Raw genomic sequence first — 16,213 nt, 5'->3', positions numbered from 1 at the left:
GTCAGTCATCCTCGCGTTCGCGCGGCCGCACACGGCGCGAATCGGGGAACGTCACCAGCGAGACCGCCACCGCGACCACCGACAGCAGGGCGAGGAACTGCACCCCGGCCGAGTGGCCCACGTAACCGTCCACCGAGCGCCACGGGTTCTGGCTGAGCGCAGCACCGGCCAGGATCAGCCCGAACGCCGCGGTGCCCACGGTCAGCGCGTCCCTGACCCCGGCGCGCCCGCGGAGCAGGTAGCGGATGCCGACGGCGACGCACGCCACGACGACCCCGACGAACCCGGAGATGACGCCGGCCGCCGCCGCGGTACCCGCAGCGATCGCCAGCGGGCGCGGCCGCCACGGGTGCACCGGCTGCGCTGCCGGGCCCGGGCGGCGCGCAGGAACGAATGCAAGCACGAGCAACAGTGGCAGCAGCGCCAGCCCACCGATCAACCCGGCGCGGTAGGTGGCGTTGGACGCGAAATCCAGCGTCACGGTTCCCGAGGTCCCCGCCGGCAGCACCCAGCCCTGCTGCCAGCCGTTGACGGCTACCGGGGTCAGTGCGACGCCGTCGGCGCTGCGCGCCACCCAGCCCGGGTTGGCGCTTTCGGGCACCACAAGGATCCGCGAAACCCCCGACCCCTCCACGATGACTTCGCGGTGCGCGCTTCCCCATGCGCCGGTGGACACCGGAGACGTTGTCGCAGAACCGACTTCACCGGTTCGCGGGGTGGCCAGCTGCACGCCGTCGACGATCATCGCGGGGCCGGGGCTGACCAGCAGCTCCTGCTGGCCCGCGGGCAGCGGGATCGGCTCGGTGCGGCACGGGCGGGCCGGGATCGGCCTGCCGTCGAGCAGGGCGCCGACCGTGGTGGTCACCGACGTCTGGACGAACTCTCCGGCAACCCCGATCACCGGGCCGCGTCCGCACGGCAGGCTCACGGTCCGTGCCCGGTTGGCCGTCGCGTCGGCCGCCCCGATCGGTGCGCCGCGGTCGTCGAGCACGACGATCTCGGCCAGGCCCGGCGGTTTGAGCTGATCGAAACCCAGTGCGGTGCGGTCGATCACGTCGTCCCAGTCCAGCAGCCAGATCGTGACGGAGTCGGTGGTCCTGGGATGCAGCCGGAAGGTCTCGGCACCTGCGGTCATGCGGCGCACCTGCGGACCGTCACCGAGGTCGACGGCGATCAGCGTCGGTCGGGCAGGCAGCGGCGACGAACTCGGCGTCACCCGGATCGCCGAAACCTCTTTCTCCTCAGGCAGTTTGAGTACCAGCGAGGGCGGGGTGCGCGGCTGCATCATGCGCTGCGGCGCCGTCCATGCCGTGCCGGGGTCACCGTCGGCGGCGGCGTAGGCGGAGCCGAGGACGTCGATGAGATCCGAGTCGCCGACGGCCCGGGTGCGGCCCGGCTGCGCGATGAGGTCGGCCAGATTGGGACCCTGGCGTCCGCGAACCCACACCGTCGGTGTCACCGGCGTGGGTCCGGGCACCGTCAGGGTGCGGCTGAGGTTCACCGGTTCCTCGGCGGCCAGCGCCATCGCGGCCGCGCACCGGGTACCGGTGGGACTCTGCGCGCAACCGGCCCGGCCCAGCAGCTCCGAACCCAGATCCCACTGTGCGACAGCCGAACCCGGCGGCGGCCCGGGGACGTCGACGGTGTGTCTGAGGTTCACCGGGTGGGCGAACCCGTTCGCGTCGTACTGCGTGACGCTGATGTCGGTGATGCCGAACTGCACCCCGGGTGAGCCGTCGTCGGTCGCGGTGGCGGTGATCCGCACCCACGGCGCCTCGCCGTAGGGCAGCGCCACGGTCAGCGGCTCGCCCGCCCGCTCGAAGCGGACGGTGCTGGTGCCGTTGGGGGTCGACACCTCCAGCCGCCGCACCTGGGCCCCCACCGCGGTCGCGCTGGGGGTGATCGTCAGCGTGGCGTTGGTGACCGGGTGGTCGAAGTCGACCTGCAGCCACTGTCCCACCGCGGTCTGCAGCGCGTTGGACACCCAACTCGTCGAGGAATCCCCGTCGATCGCCGAGGCCGGCCCGGAGGAGGGCGAGACGTTCGGCAGTGCCGTGGAATCCGATGCCGCGCTGGACACCGACAGTCGGCCGCCGTCCCACTGCCCGTACACCAGATCGGCTCCGGTGGAGGGATAGTCGGGGACCCGGTTGAACGTGTTGCGGGCGTCGTCGGGTCCGCGGATCGCCGACGAGTGGTCGTCGACGCGGCCGTAGTCGGTTTCCCGCGCGGTCGGGGTGTCGGTGACGGTCACCAGCGGCGCCGGCAGCCCGGCCCGCGTCGCGTCCTGGGTCAGCAGCATCGGCCCCAGCGGGGCCTCGCCGGCCAGTCTGCGCCGTTCGTCGAGCCGCAGCAGAGCCTCCGGCCCGCCGTCCACCCGCGCCATCGTGTCGGTGTCGACGACATACGGCTGCAGCGACCCCGGCCGGTCGACCCGGTAGATCTCGACGCCACGGTAGCGGGGGCGCAAACCGCTGTCGCTGACGAAACCCTCCACCGTTCCCGGCCCCACCGGGTCACCGAACTCGGCGACCTTCGTCAGCCCCGGGGACGCGTCGATCGCGCGGTGCACCAGGATGGGCCGCACCGACCGGGATGCGTCCGGGTCCAGGTCGTTGCGCACGACGACGTACGAAATGCCTTGCTGGGCAAGGGTTTCGGCGAGGCCCGCGGACGGACGCCCGGCGGCGAACAGTCGCTGCACGGAGTCCAGCGCGCGGATCGTTTCCGGCGGGGTCAACGGGATCGAGTCGCGCACCCCCCAGGCGCTGTCGCCGAGCACCTGCAGCGGCTCGTCGTGGCTGTTACCCCACACCTGGGTCGCGAACGGTGCGCCGGGAGCGACGAGCACCCGGCCACCGGAGTTGTTGTCGTCCAGCCACGCCGCGGTGTCGTGCCAGTACTGCGGGATCGTGTCGAACGCGCCGGGCGGGGTGAGCCGGCCGGTCCAGGCCAGCGCGGTGGCTGCGGTCAGCGCCGACAGCAGCACGATGCCGACCGCGACGCGTTTGTCGTTCTCCGGGTGGGCGAACGCGTCGCGCCAGACGGGCCGTGGCACGCTGCCCGGCAGCGGGATGCGTCCGAGCAGGTGGGCAAGCCCGAGCGCGAGCGGCAGCCGCAGCAACGGGTCGAGCTTGTGCAGGTTGCGCAGCGGGGTGCCGTCGGCGTCCAGGAACGCCTGAACGTGCTGCGCGACGGGCGAGCCCAGACCGCCCGAGTACCCGGCGGCCAGCAGCACCACGCCGGCCAGCAGCATCGTCACCAGCCTGCCGCGGGCCGGCATGGTCGCCAGCGCGAGACCGGCCAGACCGCCCGCAGCCACCAGTGTGGTGGCCAGTACCGCCACCGACCCGGTCACCAGCGGTGCGCCCGCCGTGGCGGTCGGTGCGACATAGGGAGTCCAGGCGCCGGTGCCGCGCAGCATCTCGGTCAGCGACATCCACTGCGTCGTCACGCCGGACGACTCGATGAAGTCCAGGAACGGTGGACTGATGCGGCCCAGGTGCAGCAGTGCCACCACCCACCACGTCACCGCGAGCGCCACACACGGCAGCCACCACGCCACAAAGCGCCACCACGTGCGGTTGGGCCGGTGACACAGCAGCCACACCACCGCGCACAGGCACGCCGTCAGCGTCGCGACCGCGTTCACCGCCCCCATCAGCGCGACCGCCAGCGCCGACCGCGCGGCCAACTGACGCACCCTGGTATCGCCCTGTGTTTCTCCCACCCCTCCGGACCCGCCCTGTGTTTCTCCCACCCCTCCGGACCCGCCCTGTGTTTCTCCCACCCCTCCGGACCCGCCCTGGAGCACCAGCACAACCGGCAGCAGCACCCACGGAGCCAGCATCATCGGCAGCGTCTCCGAGGAGATGGCGCCGATCGTGGTCAGCACCCTCGGCGACAGCGCGTAGGCGAGCGCGCCGATCACCCGCGACGTCGTGCTGCCGATACCGAGCGCCTCGGCCAGTCGCAGCATCCCCCAGAATCCGACGACCAGCAGCAGCGCCCACCACAACCGCTGGGTCACCCAGCCCGGGACGCCGAGGACGTCGCCGGCCAGGAAGAAGGTGCCGTGCGGGAACAGGTAGCCGTAGGCCTGGTTCTGTGCCTGCCCGAACGGCAGCTCGCTGTTCCACAGATTGAACGCGCGCGCCAGGAAGCGCTGCGGGTTCGCGGTGAGATCGAGCTTGGTGTCGGGCGAGATCTGGCCGGGTGACTGGGCGAATGTCAGGACCAGCGCCGCCGTCGCGGCCACCCACAACCAGCGCCGCGGAAGCGGCCGGATGGGCTTAGGTGCGGTCGCCGTACTCGACCCTGTTGAGCACCGATGACGCCGGATCGCCCGCTTGCAGCGGAGGCTTGGTGTCCTGCTGCACCATCAGCGTCACCCCGAACACGGCAGCCGCGCCCAGCAGCAGGCCGACGACGATGCTGGCTGCAGCGGGCACGAGAAACCGATCCATGCGGCCAAACCTAGCATGGGGCCGGTCACGGCTCCGGCGGCACGATGAGCACCGGACGGCCCCCGCGGCGCAGCACGTGATCGGCCACGCTGGACTGGATCAGCGACCGGAGACCGGTGGTCGCCCGGGTGCCGGTGACGATCAGATCGGCATCGAGTTCGTCGGCGGCCTCGATGATGGCCTGCCACACGGTGAAGGTCGCCGCGCGGCGCAGCGGCTCCGCGGGAAGGCCGGCCGCCAGCGCGAGTTCCAGACCTTCGTCGTTGATGCGCTGCGCCTCGGCGAGCGCAATGTCGATCTCGTCGTCGTCTCGAGGGTCGGGCGGTCCGTCCAGGTCGTAGTTGTAGGACCCCGGGTCCGAACCCCGGTCCAACGGCGACCACACCGTCAACACCACGGCGCGGTCGGCGGTGAGGAACCGGCCCGCGTACTGCACGGCGCGGCGGGCGGTCGGCGAGCCGTCGAACGCGATGACCAGCACTGACTTCTTGTCCCGGGGTTCGGGGCCCGTCATCGCCGCTCCTGTTCGCCGCTCGTCGCCGGCGCCAGAATATTCGGTCGGAGCGGGGTCGATGCGACGACTGCTCGACGACGGGGCATAGGGCGGGGCATGGATCGAGGCCCGGACTGCCGTTAGGGTCGGGACGTATGGCCAACCCACGGACCGCCCCCGAGGCCCTCGTCGGAGTCCTGGCGGCATCGGCACTTCTGGTCGGCTGCACGTCGTCCACTGCGCCGGAGCCCACGCCACACGTGCTGCACGCGACGCCGTCGATGGCTGCCGGGCCCGCCCTCAACCTGCCCGCGGCCCCCGCGCCCGCCGCCCCGGCGTGCGGCGACCCCGCAGCGATCGTCGCGTCGATGTCGACCCGCGACAAGCTCGCCCAGCGCCTCATGGTCGGGGTGACCGGCGCCGCCGACGCCCGCGCCGTGGTCGACGCCCACCACGTCGGCGGCATCATGGTCGGCAGCTGGACCGACCTGTCGATGCTGTCCGACAACTCTTTGGCCGACATCGCCGCCACCGCCGCGCCGTTGCCGCCCGCGGTCAGCGTCGACGAGGAAGGCGGCCGGGTGTCGCGGCTGGCCGGACTGATCGGAGCCCAGCCGTCGCCGCGCCGGCTGGCGGCGACCAGCAGCCCGGAGCAGGTCTACCAGATCGCGCTCGAACGCGGCAGGAAGATGCGTGGGCTCGGCATCACGATCGACTTCGCGCCCGTCGTCGATGTCACCGACGCGCCGGACGGCACCGTCATCGGGGACCGGTCCTTCGGCGCCGACCCCACCGCGGTCGTCGACTACGCGGGCGCCTACGCCCGCGGCCTCCGCGACGCCGGTGTGCTTCCGGTGCTCAAGCACTTCCCGGGACACGGCAGCGGAAGCGGCGACACCCACGCCGGAAGCGTCGTGACCCCGCCGCTCGGCGATCTTGTGGCCCGCGACCTGGTTCCGTACCGCACGCTGACCACGCAGGGGCCGGTCGGTGTCATGGTCGGCCACATGGAGGTCCCCGGTCTGACCGGCAGCGAACCCGCCAGCCTCAGCCCACCCGCCTACGCGCTGCTGCGGTCGGGCGACTACGGCGGCCCGCCGTTCGGTGGGCCGGTGTTCACCGACGACCTGTCCGGCATGCAGGCCATCACCGACCGGCTGGGTGTCGCCGATGCGGTGCTGCGCAGTCTCCAGGCCGGCGCTGACGTCGCGCTGTGGCTCAGCACCGCCGAGGTGCCCGCGGTGCTGGACCGGTTGGAGCAGGCGGTCGCGGCGGGGGAGCTGACGATGCCGCGGATCGACGAGGCCGTGACCCGGGTCATCGCGATGAAAGGCCCGTCACCACGCTGCGGCGGCTGATTGTTGGGCCAGTGCTTACCCTGGGGTAGGAGTTTTGTCGCTTATCGGTCAGGAAGGCACGCGCATGGCAGGTGGGACCAAGCGGCTGCCGCGTGCCGTCCGTGAGCAGCAGATGCTCGACGCCGCGGTCGAGATCTTCTCGGTGAACGGCTACCACGAGACGTCGATGGACGCGATCGCCGCCGAGGCGCAGATCAGCAAGCCGATGCTCTACCTGTACTACGGGTCCAAAGAGGAGCTGTTCGGCGCCTGCCTGAACCGCGAGCTGGGCCGCTTCGTCGACGAGGTCAACAGCAACATCGACTTCAGCGCCGCGCCCAAGGAGCTGTTGCGCACCGCGGTGCTGGCGTTCCTGAAGTACATCGACGCCAACCGGGCGTCGTGGATGGTGCTCTACACCCAGGCGACCAGCTCTCAGGCGTTCGCCCACACCGTGCGCGAAGGGCGCGAGCGCATCATCGAACTCGTCGGGCGCCTGCTGCGCTCGGGCACCAAGTTCCCGGAGCCGGACACCGACTTCGAGCTGATGGCGGTCGCACTCGTGGGGGCCGGCGAGGCGATCGCCTCCCGCGTCAGTACCGGCGACGCCGACGTCGACGAAGCCGCCGAGTTGATGATCAATTTGTTCTGGCTGGGCCTCAAGGGCGCGCCGTCGGCCGCAGACGTCGACGCCACCGCGGTCATCTCAAGCTAGTGACCGTCGCCTGCAGGTGCGGGTAGCCCTTCGTCAGGTGCCGCAATGTCAGCTCCCAGCCGTCGGCGCTGCGATCCACGTACAGGCCGGCGCGGGCGGGTAGCACCACCGGCTTGGCGAACCGCACCGAGTACTTCACCGCATCCGGCAGCTGACCTTCGATGTTGGCCAGCACCGCAGCGGCGCTGAACATTCCATGGGCGATCACGGTCGGGAACCCGAACAGCTTCGCGGCGATCGCGTTGGTGTGGATCGGGTTGTGGTCGCCACCCACCGACGCGTAGTGCCGGATCTGGGCCGGGGTGATGCGCAGCACCGCGTTGGGCGGAGGCAGCTTCGGCTGCTTCTGCGGTGGTGGCTTGGGCTGATCGGACAGGCTGGTGCGCTGCTGGTGCAGGAACGTCGTGATCTGGTGCCACGCCGGGTCGTTGCCGACCTTCACGTCGGTGACGACGTCGACGAGCAGGCCCCTGCGGTGTTCCCGCATGTTCTCTGCGTGCACGCCGACCGACACGGTGTCGGTCACCGCGATCGGCCGGTACTGCGTGATGTGGTTTTCCAGGTGCACCGAACCCATTGCGGCGAAAGGGAAGTCGAAGCCGGTCAGCAGTGCCATCACGGTCGGGAATGTCAGCGCGAACGGATAGGTCAGCGGCACGGTGTTGCCGAAGCGCAGCCCGGTGACGTTGGCGTACTCGGCGACGTTGACCGGATCGATGGTCAGATCCTCGACGGTCAGCGTGCGGGTGGGCAGGGTGTCCCCGCGCGGTACGAGCGGCAGCGCTCCGGCCACCGCCAGTGCCAGGTTCTTCAGCCCCGAGGGCTGCTTGCTCTCGTTCATTCCTATGCGCCCAGCATGGCCTGGCCGCAGACCCGGATGGTGTTGCCGCTCACGGCATTCGATCCCGGGCTGGCGAAGTAGGCGATGGCCTCGGCGACGTCCACCGGCTGCCCGCCCTGGAACAGCGAGTTGAGCCGGCGGCCGACTTCGCGGGTGGCGAAGGGAATGGCGTCGGTCATCTTGGTCTCGATGAACCCGGGGGCGACCGCGTTGATGGTGATGTTCTTCTCGGCGAACTGCGGCGCCAGGGCGTCGGTGAGGCCGATCATACCGGCCTTGGTGGCGGCGTAGTTGGTCTGCCCGCGGTTGCCCGCGATGCCGGCCATCGACGACAGTCCGATGATCCGGCCGCCGTCCCCGATCAGCCCGCTCGCGACCAGTCCTTCGGCAAGGCGAAGTGGTGCAAGGAGATTCACCGCGAGCACGGAATCCCAGCGGGCCTCGTCCATGTTGGCCAGCAGCTTGTCGCGGGTGATCCCGGCGTTGTTGACCAGGATGTCGAGCCTGCCCTCGTAGTGTTCCCGGACGTGCTCGGCGATCCGGTCGACGGCATCGGCGGCGGTCACGTCCAAGGTCAAAGCGGTGCCGCCGACCTTGGTGGCGGTCTCGGCAAGCGCCTCGGCCGCCCCCTCGACGTCCACGGCGATCACTTTCGCCCCGTCGCGCGCGAACACCTCGGCGATCGTCGCGCCGATCCCGCGCGCGGCCCCCGTCACGACCGCGACCTTGCCCTCGAGCGGCCGGTCCCAGTCGGCGGGCGGGGTCGCGTCGGCGGCCCCGACCCGGAACACCTGGCCGTCGACGTAGGCCGACTTGCCGGACAGCAGGAAGCGCAGCGTGGACTCCAGGCCCGTCGCCGCGGGTTTGGCGTCGGGCGACAGGTACACCAGCGAGGCCGTCGACCCGTTGCGCAGCTCCTTGGCCAGTGACCGGGTGAAGCCCTCAAGGGCCCGCTGGGCCGTGCGCTCGTGCACGGAGCCGGTCTCCTCGGGGGTGGTGCCGATGACGACGACGCGGCCCGAGTGGCCGAGGTTGCGCATCAGCGGGGTGAAGAACTGGTAGAGCCCCTTGAGGCCCTCGGGTTCGGTGATGGCGGTCGCGTCGTACACCAGCCCGCCGAACGAGTCGGCCCAGCGACCGCCGAGGTTGTTGGCGACCACGTCGTAGTCGTCGGCCAGCGCGGCGCGCAGCGGCTCCACCACGCGGCCACCGCCGGCGGCGCCGGAGCCGCCGATCAGCAGCGACCCGGCCAGCGGTGGCTCGCCCTGCTTGTACCGGCGCAGCGGCTCGGGCTGCGGCACACCGAGTTGCTTGGCGAGGAACGAGCCCGGCCCGGAGTTGACGACTTGGGAGAGGAGATCGGAAGCCACGGCGCTGCCTTTCGAGGATCTGGGTACATCGTTGTCGACGGTGATGGGGTTACCCAGCACTGTCGCATCCATCACGAACTTACTCCAGAGTAAGAACGGTGGGTAGTATGACCCTCGACACCCCATCAGTGAGCCGGGAGGCAGACGTGGCTGACACCAACACAACCCGCCGGGTAGCGATCCTCGGCGGCAACCGGATTCCGTTCGCCCGCGCAGACGGGGCCTACGCCAAGGCCTCCAACCAGGACATGTTCACCGCGACCCTGGACGGACTGGCCGATCGCTTCAACCTCAAGGGCGAGAAGCTCGACGCCGTGATCGGCGGTGCGGTGCTCAAGCACAGCCGCGACTTCAACTTGATGCGCGAGTGCGTGCTCGGCAGCTCGCTGTCGTCCGCCACGCCGGCGTTCGATCTGCAGCAGGCTTGCGGCACCGGACTTCAGGCGGCGATCGCGGCGGCCGACGGCATCGCCCGGAGGCGCTACGAGGTGGCGGCGGCCGGTGGAGTCGACACCGCGTCCGACGCCCCGATCGCGTTCGGCGACGACCTGCGCCGGGTGCTGCTGGGGCTGCGACGCGCCAAGTCCAACGTCGAGCGTCTCAAGCTGGTCGGCAAGCTGCCGGCTGCCCTGGGCGTCGAGATCCCGGTCAACAGCGAGCCGCGCACCGGGATGTCGATGGGTGAGCACGCCGCCGTCACCGCCAAGGAGATGGGCGTCAAACGCGTCGATCAGGACGAGCTGGCCGCCGCCAGCCACCGCAACATGGCGGCCGCCTACGACCGCGGGTTCTTCGACGACCTGGTCACCCCGTTCCTCGGGCTCTACCGGGACAACAACCTGCGCGCGGACTCGTCGGTCGAGAAGCTGGCGAAGCTGCGACCCGTGTTCGGCGTGCGCAACGGCGACGCCACGATGACGGCGGGGAACTCGACGCCGTTGACCGACGGAGCCTCGGTGGCGCTGCTGTCGTCGGAGGAGTGGGCCGCCGAACACTCGATTCCCGTGCTGGCCTATTTCGTCGACGGCCAGACCGCCGCGGTGGACTACGTCAACGGCCGCGACGGCCTTCTGATGGCGCCGACGTACGCGGTGCCGCGGCTGCTGGCGCGCAACGGCCTGACGCTGCAGGACTTCGACTTCTACGAGATCCACGAGGCGTTCGCGTCCGTGGTGCTGGCGACCCTGGCGGCGTGGGAATCCGATGAGTACTGCAAGGAACGGCTCGGCCTGGACAAGGCCCTGGGGAGCATCGACCGGTCCAAGCTCAACGTCAACGGCTCGTCGCTGGCCGCGGGCCACCCGTTCGCCGCGACCGGCGGCCGGATCGTCGCGCAGCTGGCCAAACAGCTGGCCGAGAAGAAGGCTGAAACAGGCAAGCCCGTGCGCGGCCTGATCTCGGTGTGCGCCGCAGGTGGGCAGGGTGTGACGGCCATCTTGGAGGCGTAGAAAAAGCTCCTGAAAAAAAGTTTCGGATCGCTGTAACGCCCCGGGCGGAGGCGCCGATACAGGGGATAGCTCCGTGTTGCCGTCTGACCCCCCGACCCGACGGCAACACGGGGCTCTCATCTTTTTCAGTAGATTTCAGGCATGCAGATCAGCATGTTCGGACAGATCAGTGGCCTCGGCGGTAATCCGATCGACGCGACGATCGCCTATCTCTCCCAATTGCGTGACGAGGGCTTCGCCCGGGTCTGGATCAGTCAGCTGCCTTACGAGCCCGACCTTCTGACGATCCTCGCGGTCGCGCTCCGCGAGGTCGACACCATCGAGGTGGCCAGCGGCGTCGTGCCGATCCAGAATCAGCACCCGATGCAGATGGCCCAGCGCGCGCTGACCGTGAGCCTGGCCTCGGGTGGTCGCTTCATCCTGGGTCTCGGCATGACACACGCCGCCGTGACCGAGGGCATGTGGGGCATCCCGTGGGACAGGCCGGTGCGCCGGCTCAACGAGTACCTCGACGGGCTGCTGCCGCTGCTGGCCGGGGAGCCGGCCAACGCGACCGGCGAGACGGTGACGACCAGGGGTGCCCTCGTCATCCCCGGCGCCCCGCGGCCCGACGTCTACATCGCTGCGCTGGGACCGCAACTGCTGCGCGTGGCCGGCCGGAGGACCGCGGGCACCTGCACGTGGATGACCGGACCGGCGACTCTGCGCGACCACGTCAGCCCGGCGTTGCGGCAGGCGGCCGCCGATGCCGGACGCCCACAGGGCTCGGTGCGGGTGGTCGCGTCATTGCCGGTGGCCGTCACCGACGACGTCGAAGCCGCGCGCAAGCAGGCCGCCGAACAGTTCGCCGTGTACGGCACGCTGCCGTCCTACCGCGCGATGCTCGACCGTGAGGGCTACGCGGGTCCGGAGGACGCCGCGATCATCGGTGACGAGGCGACCGTCCGCGACCGCCTCGCCGAGTTGGCGGAGGCGGGCGTCGACGAGTACGTGGGCGCGGTGTTCGACAGCTCCGCCGAGGGCCGGGACCGCACCCGCGCCCTGCTGCGGGACATGCGTTCCGGGGGCTGAAAAATCTCGAAATTCCCTCTGTTGCAGGGGCCGTACCAGGCGTAGCATCGATCGCACGACGGGTTCGGGAGTGACCTATCCGAAGAGCCGACAAGGGATGAAAGTCGGCCGCGTGAACTTAAATGAGACGCGCCCATGTGTCCTCCCGAACCCGCCCTTGTGTCCGGGGCCCCGATGGTGTGGCCAGCCCCACCCTCAAGACGCTGGGCTCCACTGTCGCGACTTCCCTCGCCGCCGGACCAGCATGGTGGTGTGACAGTGCCGACCAGCCCACCCACCGACCCGACCACCGTGACCGACATGCCGCCGACGAGAACGGGGACAGACTGGCCCCGGTTGCTCCTCGCCCCGGTGGCGCCCGCCGCCTGGCGCGCCTACCTCTACGTGCATCTGGTCAGCGTGCTGGCGATCGTCGACATCGCGTTCCTGTTCGCTGCCGGTCTGGCGTCGGCCCTGATGATCCTGACGGTGATCGGTATCCCGCTGCTCGCGCTGCTGGTGATGAGCGGCAGAGCCTGGAACCGGCTGTACCGGGCGTTGGCGCAGCTGGTCGGGGCGCAGATCGACGCCCCGCCGGAGTTCGAGCGTCCCGCCGGGCGACTGCAGGTCGTCACCGCAGCCCTGACCGACTCGGTCGGCTGGCGCAGCCTCGGTTTCCTCACCCTGCACGCGGTGCTCATGACGCCGATCGGCTCCGCCGTCGTCGTCGGCGTGGTCGCCTCCGCGCTCCTGATCGTCTCGCCGGTGGTCTGGCTGGTGACGGGGGAGCCGTTCATCTCGCTCGTCGAGCCGGTCGATTCCCTCGCGGTATACGTGGTGTTGTCGGTCGCCGGTGTGTTGGCGCTGTATCTCCTCGGCTGGGTGATGATCGGAATCAGCCGGGTGCATGTGCGGGTGGCCGCGGCGCTGCTCGGCCCGACCGGACGCGAACGTCGAGTGGCCCAACTGGAGAACGCGCGCGCGGGTGTGGTCGACGATGCCGCCGCCAGGCTGCAGCGTGTCGAGCGAGACCTGCACGACGGCACCCAGGCGCGACTCATCACCGTCGCCATGGCGCTGGCCCGCGCCGACGAGCACCTTGCGGAGGCCGGCGACACGGCGCAGGCCAGGATGCTGGTGTCGGACGCGCTGGCGAACACCAAGGACACGCTGGCCGAGCTGCGCGACCTGATCCGCGGAATACGTCCGCCCGCACTGGATCTCGGCCTCGGACCGGCGATCCACACGCTGGCGGCGCGCAACCCCATCCCGGTGGACGTCACGGTGGACCTGTCCGTGCGCCCCTCGATCGGCGTGGAGACGATGGCGTATTTCTGTGTGGCCGAACTGCTGGCCAACGTCTCGAAGCACTCCGGGGCCGGCGCTGCGGCCGTGCGGGTCGCAGGTGATGCGACCGAGTTGCGAATCGACGTCGAGGACAACGGATCCGGGGGTGTGCAGGTGGGTAACGGCTCGGGTCTGACTGGGCTCGCGGAACGGCTCGCGATGGTCGACGGGCGGCTGGAGATCGACAGCCCGGCCGGTGGTCCCACCGTGGTCACCGTGGTGGTGCCACCCGGGGCCGGCCAATGACGCGGATAGTGATCGCAGAGGACAGCGCGATCCTGCGCGAGGGCCTGGCCCAGCTGATCGCCGAGCGAGGCCACGACGTGGTCGCCGCGGTGGGCAACGCCGACGACATGCTGGGGGCGGTTCGGGAATTCGCGCCCGACGTGGTGGTGGTCGACATCAGGATGCCGCCCACGTTCACCGACGAGGGCCTGGTGGCCGCGGTGTCGCTGCGGCGGTCCCATCCGGAGGTCGGCGTGCTGGTGTTCTCCCAGTGGGTGGAAACCAGGTACGCCACCGAACTGCTGGCAGGCAATGCCGAGGGAGTGGGATATCTGCTCAAGGACCGGGTGGCCGACATCGCGGAGTTCGACGCCGCCCTGCAGCGCGTCGCCGCGCGCGGCACCGCTCTCGACCCCGAAGTCGTGCGTCAGCTGATGGGGAGCCGCGGCACGTCGGCGCTGGACCGTCTCTCCCCGCGCGAACGCGAGGTGCTCGCGTTGATGGCCGAGGGGCATTCCAACCTCAGTCTGGCGCGACAGCTCTCGATCACCGAGCGGTCCGTCGAGAAGCACGTGTCGGCGATCTTCACCAAGCTCGACCTGGCGCCGTCGCAGGCGCACCACCGCCGCGTACTGGCGGTGCTCACCTACCTCGACAGCTGAACATCCTGCTAAAAAGTAGGCATGACGGCCCTGAATGTCGCGCAGCTACTGACGTTCGTGGCATTCCTGGGCCTGGCTGCCTATGCGGTCTTCGCGCCCCGCGACGCCAATGCCGCGAAGCGACGTCGCCAGGCGCGGCTGTACTCGGGGTGGGCGTTGATCGCCGGGGCCGCATTCATGGCTGCCATCGCCGCCGACCGGGTCGGATGGTCCCGCTACGTGTTCGGTGCGATCGCGCTCGCGGTTCTCGTGGGTGCCGCCGTGGCCTTTGCGAAGAATCGGGAGAAGTAGCGCGCTCAGTGCCTGCGTCTCGCGATGACCTTGCCCCACAACGCAAGACGCCCCCGTGAAGAGTCCGGGGGCGTCTCGGGTCCGAAGCGGTGGAAGGGTCTAGAAGGCCGCTTCGTCCAGTTCCATGACCTCGTTGTCGAGGTTTTCCACGATGGACCGGGTGCTGGTGAGCAGCGGAAGGAAGTTCTTCGCGAAGAACGACGCCACCGCGACCTTGCCCTCGTAGAACGCACGGTCGTCACCCTGGGCGCCGGCGTCGAGCTTCTCGATCGCCACCGCCGCCTGCTGCTGCAGCAGCCAGCCGAGGACCAGGTCGCCGACGCTCATCAGGAAGCGCACCGAACCCAGACCCACCTTGTAGATGCTCTTGGCGTCCTCCTGCGAGGCCATCAGGTAGCCGGTCAGCGACGCGGCCATGCCCTGGACGTCCTCCAGCGCGGTGGCCAGCAGGGCACGCTCGGCCTTGAGCCGGCCGTTGCCGGTCTCGGCCTTGACGAACTGCTCGATCTGGCCGGCCACGTGCGCCAGGGCAACACCCTTGTCGCGGACGATCTTGCGGAAGAAGAAGTCCTGCGCCTGGATGGCCGTGGTGCCCTCGTACAGCGAGTCGATCTTGGCGTCGCGGATGTACTGCTCGATCGGGTAGTCCTGCAGGAAGCCGGATCCGCCCAGGGTCTGCAGGCTCTCGGTGAGCTTGGCGTACGCCTGCTCCGAACCCACACCCTTGACGATCGGCAGCATCAGGTCGTTGACCTTGAGCGCGAGCTCCGGCTCGATGCCGTACAGCGCCTTGGCGACCTCGGCGTCCTGGTGGGTCGCGGTGTACAGGTACAGCGCGCGCAGCCCCTCGGCGTAGGCCTTCTGGGTCATCAGCGAACGACGGACGTCCGGGTGATGCGTGATGGTCACGCGCGGGGCGGTCTTGTCGGTCATCTGGGTCAGGTCGGCGCCCTGGACACGCTCCTTGGCGTACTCCAGCGCGTTCAGGTAACCGGTCGACAGCGTGGCGATCGCCTTCGTGCCCACCATCATTCGGGCCTGCTCGATGACGTCGAACATCTGCGCGATGCCCTCGTGCACCTCGCCGACCAACCAGCCCACGGCCGGGACGCCGTGCTGGCCGAGGGACAGCTCACATGTGGCGGAGACCTTCAGGCCCATCTTGTGTTCGACGTTGGTGACGAACACGCCGTTGCGCTCACCCGGCTCGCCGGTCTCGGGGTCGAAGTGGAACTTCGGCACGAAGAACAGCGACAGGCCCTTGGTGCCCGGCCCTGCGCCCTCGGGGCGGGCCAGCACCAGATGCATGATGTTCTCGAACAGGTCATCGGAGTCGGCGGAGGTGATGAACCGCTTCACGCCGTCGATGTGCCAGGTGCCGTCGGGCTGCTGGACGGCCTTGGTGCGTCCGGCGCCGACATCGGAGCCGGCGTCCGGCTCGGTGAGCACCATGGTCGAGCCCCAGCCGCGGTCGGCGGCGAGCTTGGCCCACTTCTTCTGCTCGTCGGTGCCCAGGTGGTAGAAGATGTCGGCGAATCCGGCGCCCATCGCGTACATGTAGACGGCGGGGTTGGCGCCGAGGATGTGCTCCTGGATGGCCCAGAACAGCGCGCGCGGCATCGGCGTACCGCCGAGCTCCTCGTCGACGCCGATCTTGTCCCAGCCGCCGTCGATCACGGCGCGCACGGACTTCTTGAACGACTCCGGCAGCGTCACGGTGTGGGCCTTGGGGTCGAAGACCGGCGGGTTGCGGTCGCCGTCCTCGAACGACGCGGCCACCGGGCCCTCGGCGAGGCGGGCCATCTCACCCAGCATCTCCACCGCGGTGTCGGCGTCCAGATCGGAGTAGCTGCCCTGACCGAGCGCCTTGTCGACGCCGAGAACCTCGAACAGGTTGAATACCTGGTCACGGACATTGCTCTTGTAGTGGCTCACTAGTTCCTCCTCGTCGAGAACGCCACATGCGGT

The 16,213-nt window shown here is 69.9% G+C and carries 13 protein-coding genes; 7 read left to right on the top strand and 6 right to left on the bottom strand.

Annotated elements, in window-relative coordinates:
* Position 1: 1 nt before the first annotated feature.
* From BN976_RS04985 to BN976_RS04980, 3 genes are read right to left on the bottom strand one after another with little or no spacing between them, the layout of a single operon-like run.
* A complete protein-coding gene (locus BN976_RS04985) occupies positions 2–4,288 on the bottom strand; it encodes an alpha-(1->3)-arabinofuranosyltransferase (RefSeq protein ID WP_199558903.1) in 4,287 nt (1,428 codons plus the stop codon).
* Between the two features lie 4 nt (positions 4,289–4,292).
* Positions 4,293–4,466 (bottom strand): DUF2613 domain-containing protein, encoded by a 174-nt coding sequence (locus BN976_RS32425; protein ID WP_003933939.1) that lies wholly within the window; start codon positions 4,464–4,466, stop codon positions 4,293–4,295.
* A gap of 25 nt (positions 4,467–4,491) precedes the next feature.
* Positions 4,492–4,980: a universal stress protein gene (locus BN976_RS04980; RefSeq protein ID WP_036368427.1), complete on the bottom strand. Its 489-nt coding sequence runs from the start codon at positions 4,978–4,980 to the stop codon at positions 4,492–4,494.
* 134 nt (positions 4,981–5,114) lie between these two features.
* On the opposite strand from BN976_RS04980, the gene BN976_RS04975 reads away from it, so the two are divergent.
* Both BN976_RS04975 and BN976_RS04970 read left to right on the top strand, forming a co-directional pair.
* Entirely contained in the window at positions 5,115–6,317 is a 1,203-nt protein-coding gene (locus BN976_RS04975; RefSeq protein WP_011777578.1) for a glycoside hydrolase family 3 N-terminal domain-containing protein, read from the top strand.
* A gap of 64 nt (positions 6,318–6,381) precedes the next feature.
* On the top strand, positions 6,382–7,011 hold the full coding sequence (locus BN976_RS04970; RefSeq protein ID WP_011777579.1) for a TetR/AcrR family transcriptional regulator: 630 nt from the start codon (positions 6,382–6,384) through the stop codon (positions 7,009–7,011).
* Here BN976_RS04970 and BN976_RS04965 read toward each other — a convergent pair.
* A complete protein-coding gene (locus BN976_RS04965) occupies positions 6,998–7,852 on the bottom strand; it encodes a MaoC/PaaZ C-terminal domain-containing protein (protein ID WP_036368424.1) in 855 nt (284 codons plus the stop codon). The two genes, BN976_RS04970 and BN976_RS04965, sit on opposite strands and share 14 nt — an antisense overlap.
* Before the next feature lie 2 nt (positions 7,853–7,854).
* Positions 7,855–9,222 carry a 3-oxoacyl-ACP reductase gene (locus BN976_RS04960; protein WP_036369240.1) on the bottom strand — a complete coding sequence of 456 codons (1,368 nt, stop codon included), beginning with the start codon at positions 9,220–9,222 and terminating at the stop codon, positions 7,855–7,857.
* A gap of 107 nt (positions 9,223–9,329) precedes the next feature.
* Between BN976_RS04960 and BN976_RS04955 the strand changes: the two genes are divergently transcribed.
* The 5 genes from BN976_RS04955 to BN976_RS04935 all read left to right on the top strand — a co-directional run bounded on the left by BN976_RS04955 (position 9,330) and on the right by BN976_RS04935 (position 14,245).
* Positions 9,330–10,670 carry an acetyl-CoA C-acetyltransferase gene (locus BN976_RS04955; protein ID WP_105387010.1) on the top strand — a complete coding sequence of 447 codons (1,341 nt, stop codon included), beginning with the start codon at positions 9,330–9,332 and terminating at the stop codon, positions 10,668–10,670.
* A gap of 141 nt (positions 10,671–10,811) precedes the next feature.
* Entirely contained in the window at positions 10,812–11,741 is a 930-nt protein-coding gene (locus BN976_RS04950; RefSeq protein ID WP_036368416.1) for a TIGR03564 family F420-dependent LLM class oxidoreductase, read from the top strand.
* A 252-nt stretch (positions 11,742–11,993) separates the two neighbouring features.
* A complete protein-coding gene (locus tag BN976_RS04945; protein ID WP_235621972.1) occupies positions 11,994–13,313 on the top strand; it encodes a sensor histidine kinase in 1,320 nt (439 codons plus the stop codon).
* Positions 13,310–13,954 (top strand): response regulator, encoded by a 645-nt coding sequence (locus tag BN976_RS04940; RefSeq protein WP_011777585.1) that lies wholly within the window; start codon positions 13,310–13,312, stop codon positions 13,952–13,954. The genes BN976_RS04945 and BN976_RS04940 overlap by 4 nt, the downstream gene beginning before the upstream one ends.
* Positions 13,955–13,975: 21 nt before the next feature.
* Positions 13,976–14,245 carry a hypothetical protein gene (locus BN976_RS04935; protein ID WP_011777586.1) on the top strand — a complete coding sequence of 90 codons (270 nt, stop codon included), beginning with the start codon at positions 13,976–13,978 and terminating at the stop codon, positions 14,243–14,245.
* A 99-nt stretch (positions 14,246–14,344) separates the two neighbouring features.
* Here the strand turns inward: BN976_RS04935 and BN976_RS04930 are convergent, their stop codons facing one another.
* Entirely contained in the window at positions 14,345–16,180 is a 1,836-nt protein-coding gene (locus BN976_RS04930) for an acyl-CoA dehydrogenase (RefSeq protein WP_011777587.1), read from the bottom strand.
* Positions 16,181–16,213: the final 33 nt, after the last annotated feature.

Source organism: Mycolicibacterium austroafricanum (assembly GCF_000612725.1).
Taxonomy (GTDB): domain Bacteria; phylum Actinomycetota; class Actinomycetes; order Mycobacteriales; family Mycobacteriaceae; genus Mycobacterium; species Mycobacterium austroafricanum.
Note: the sequence above shows the minus strand (reverse complement) of the source record. Positions and strands in the feature narration are given on the sequence as shown.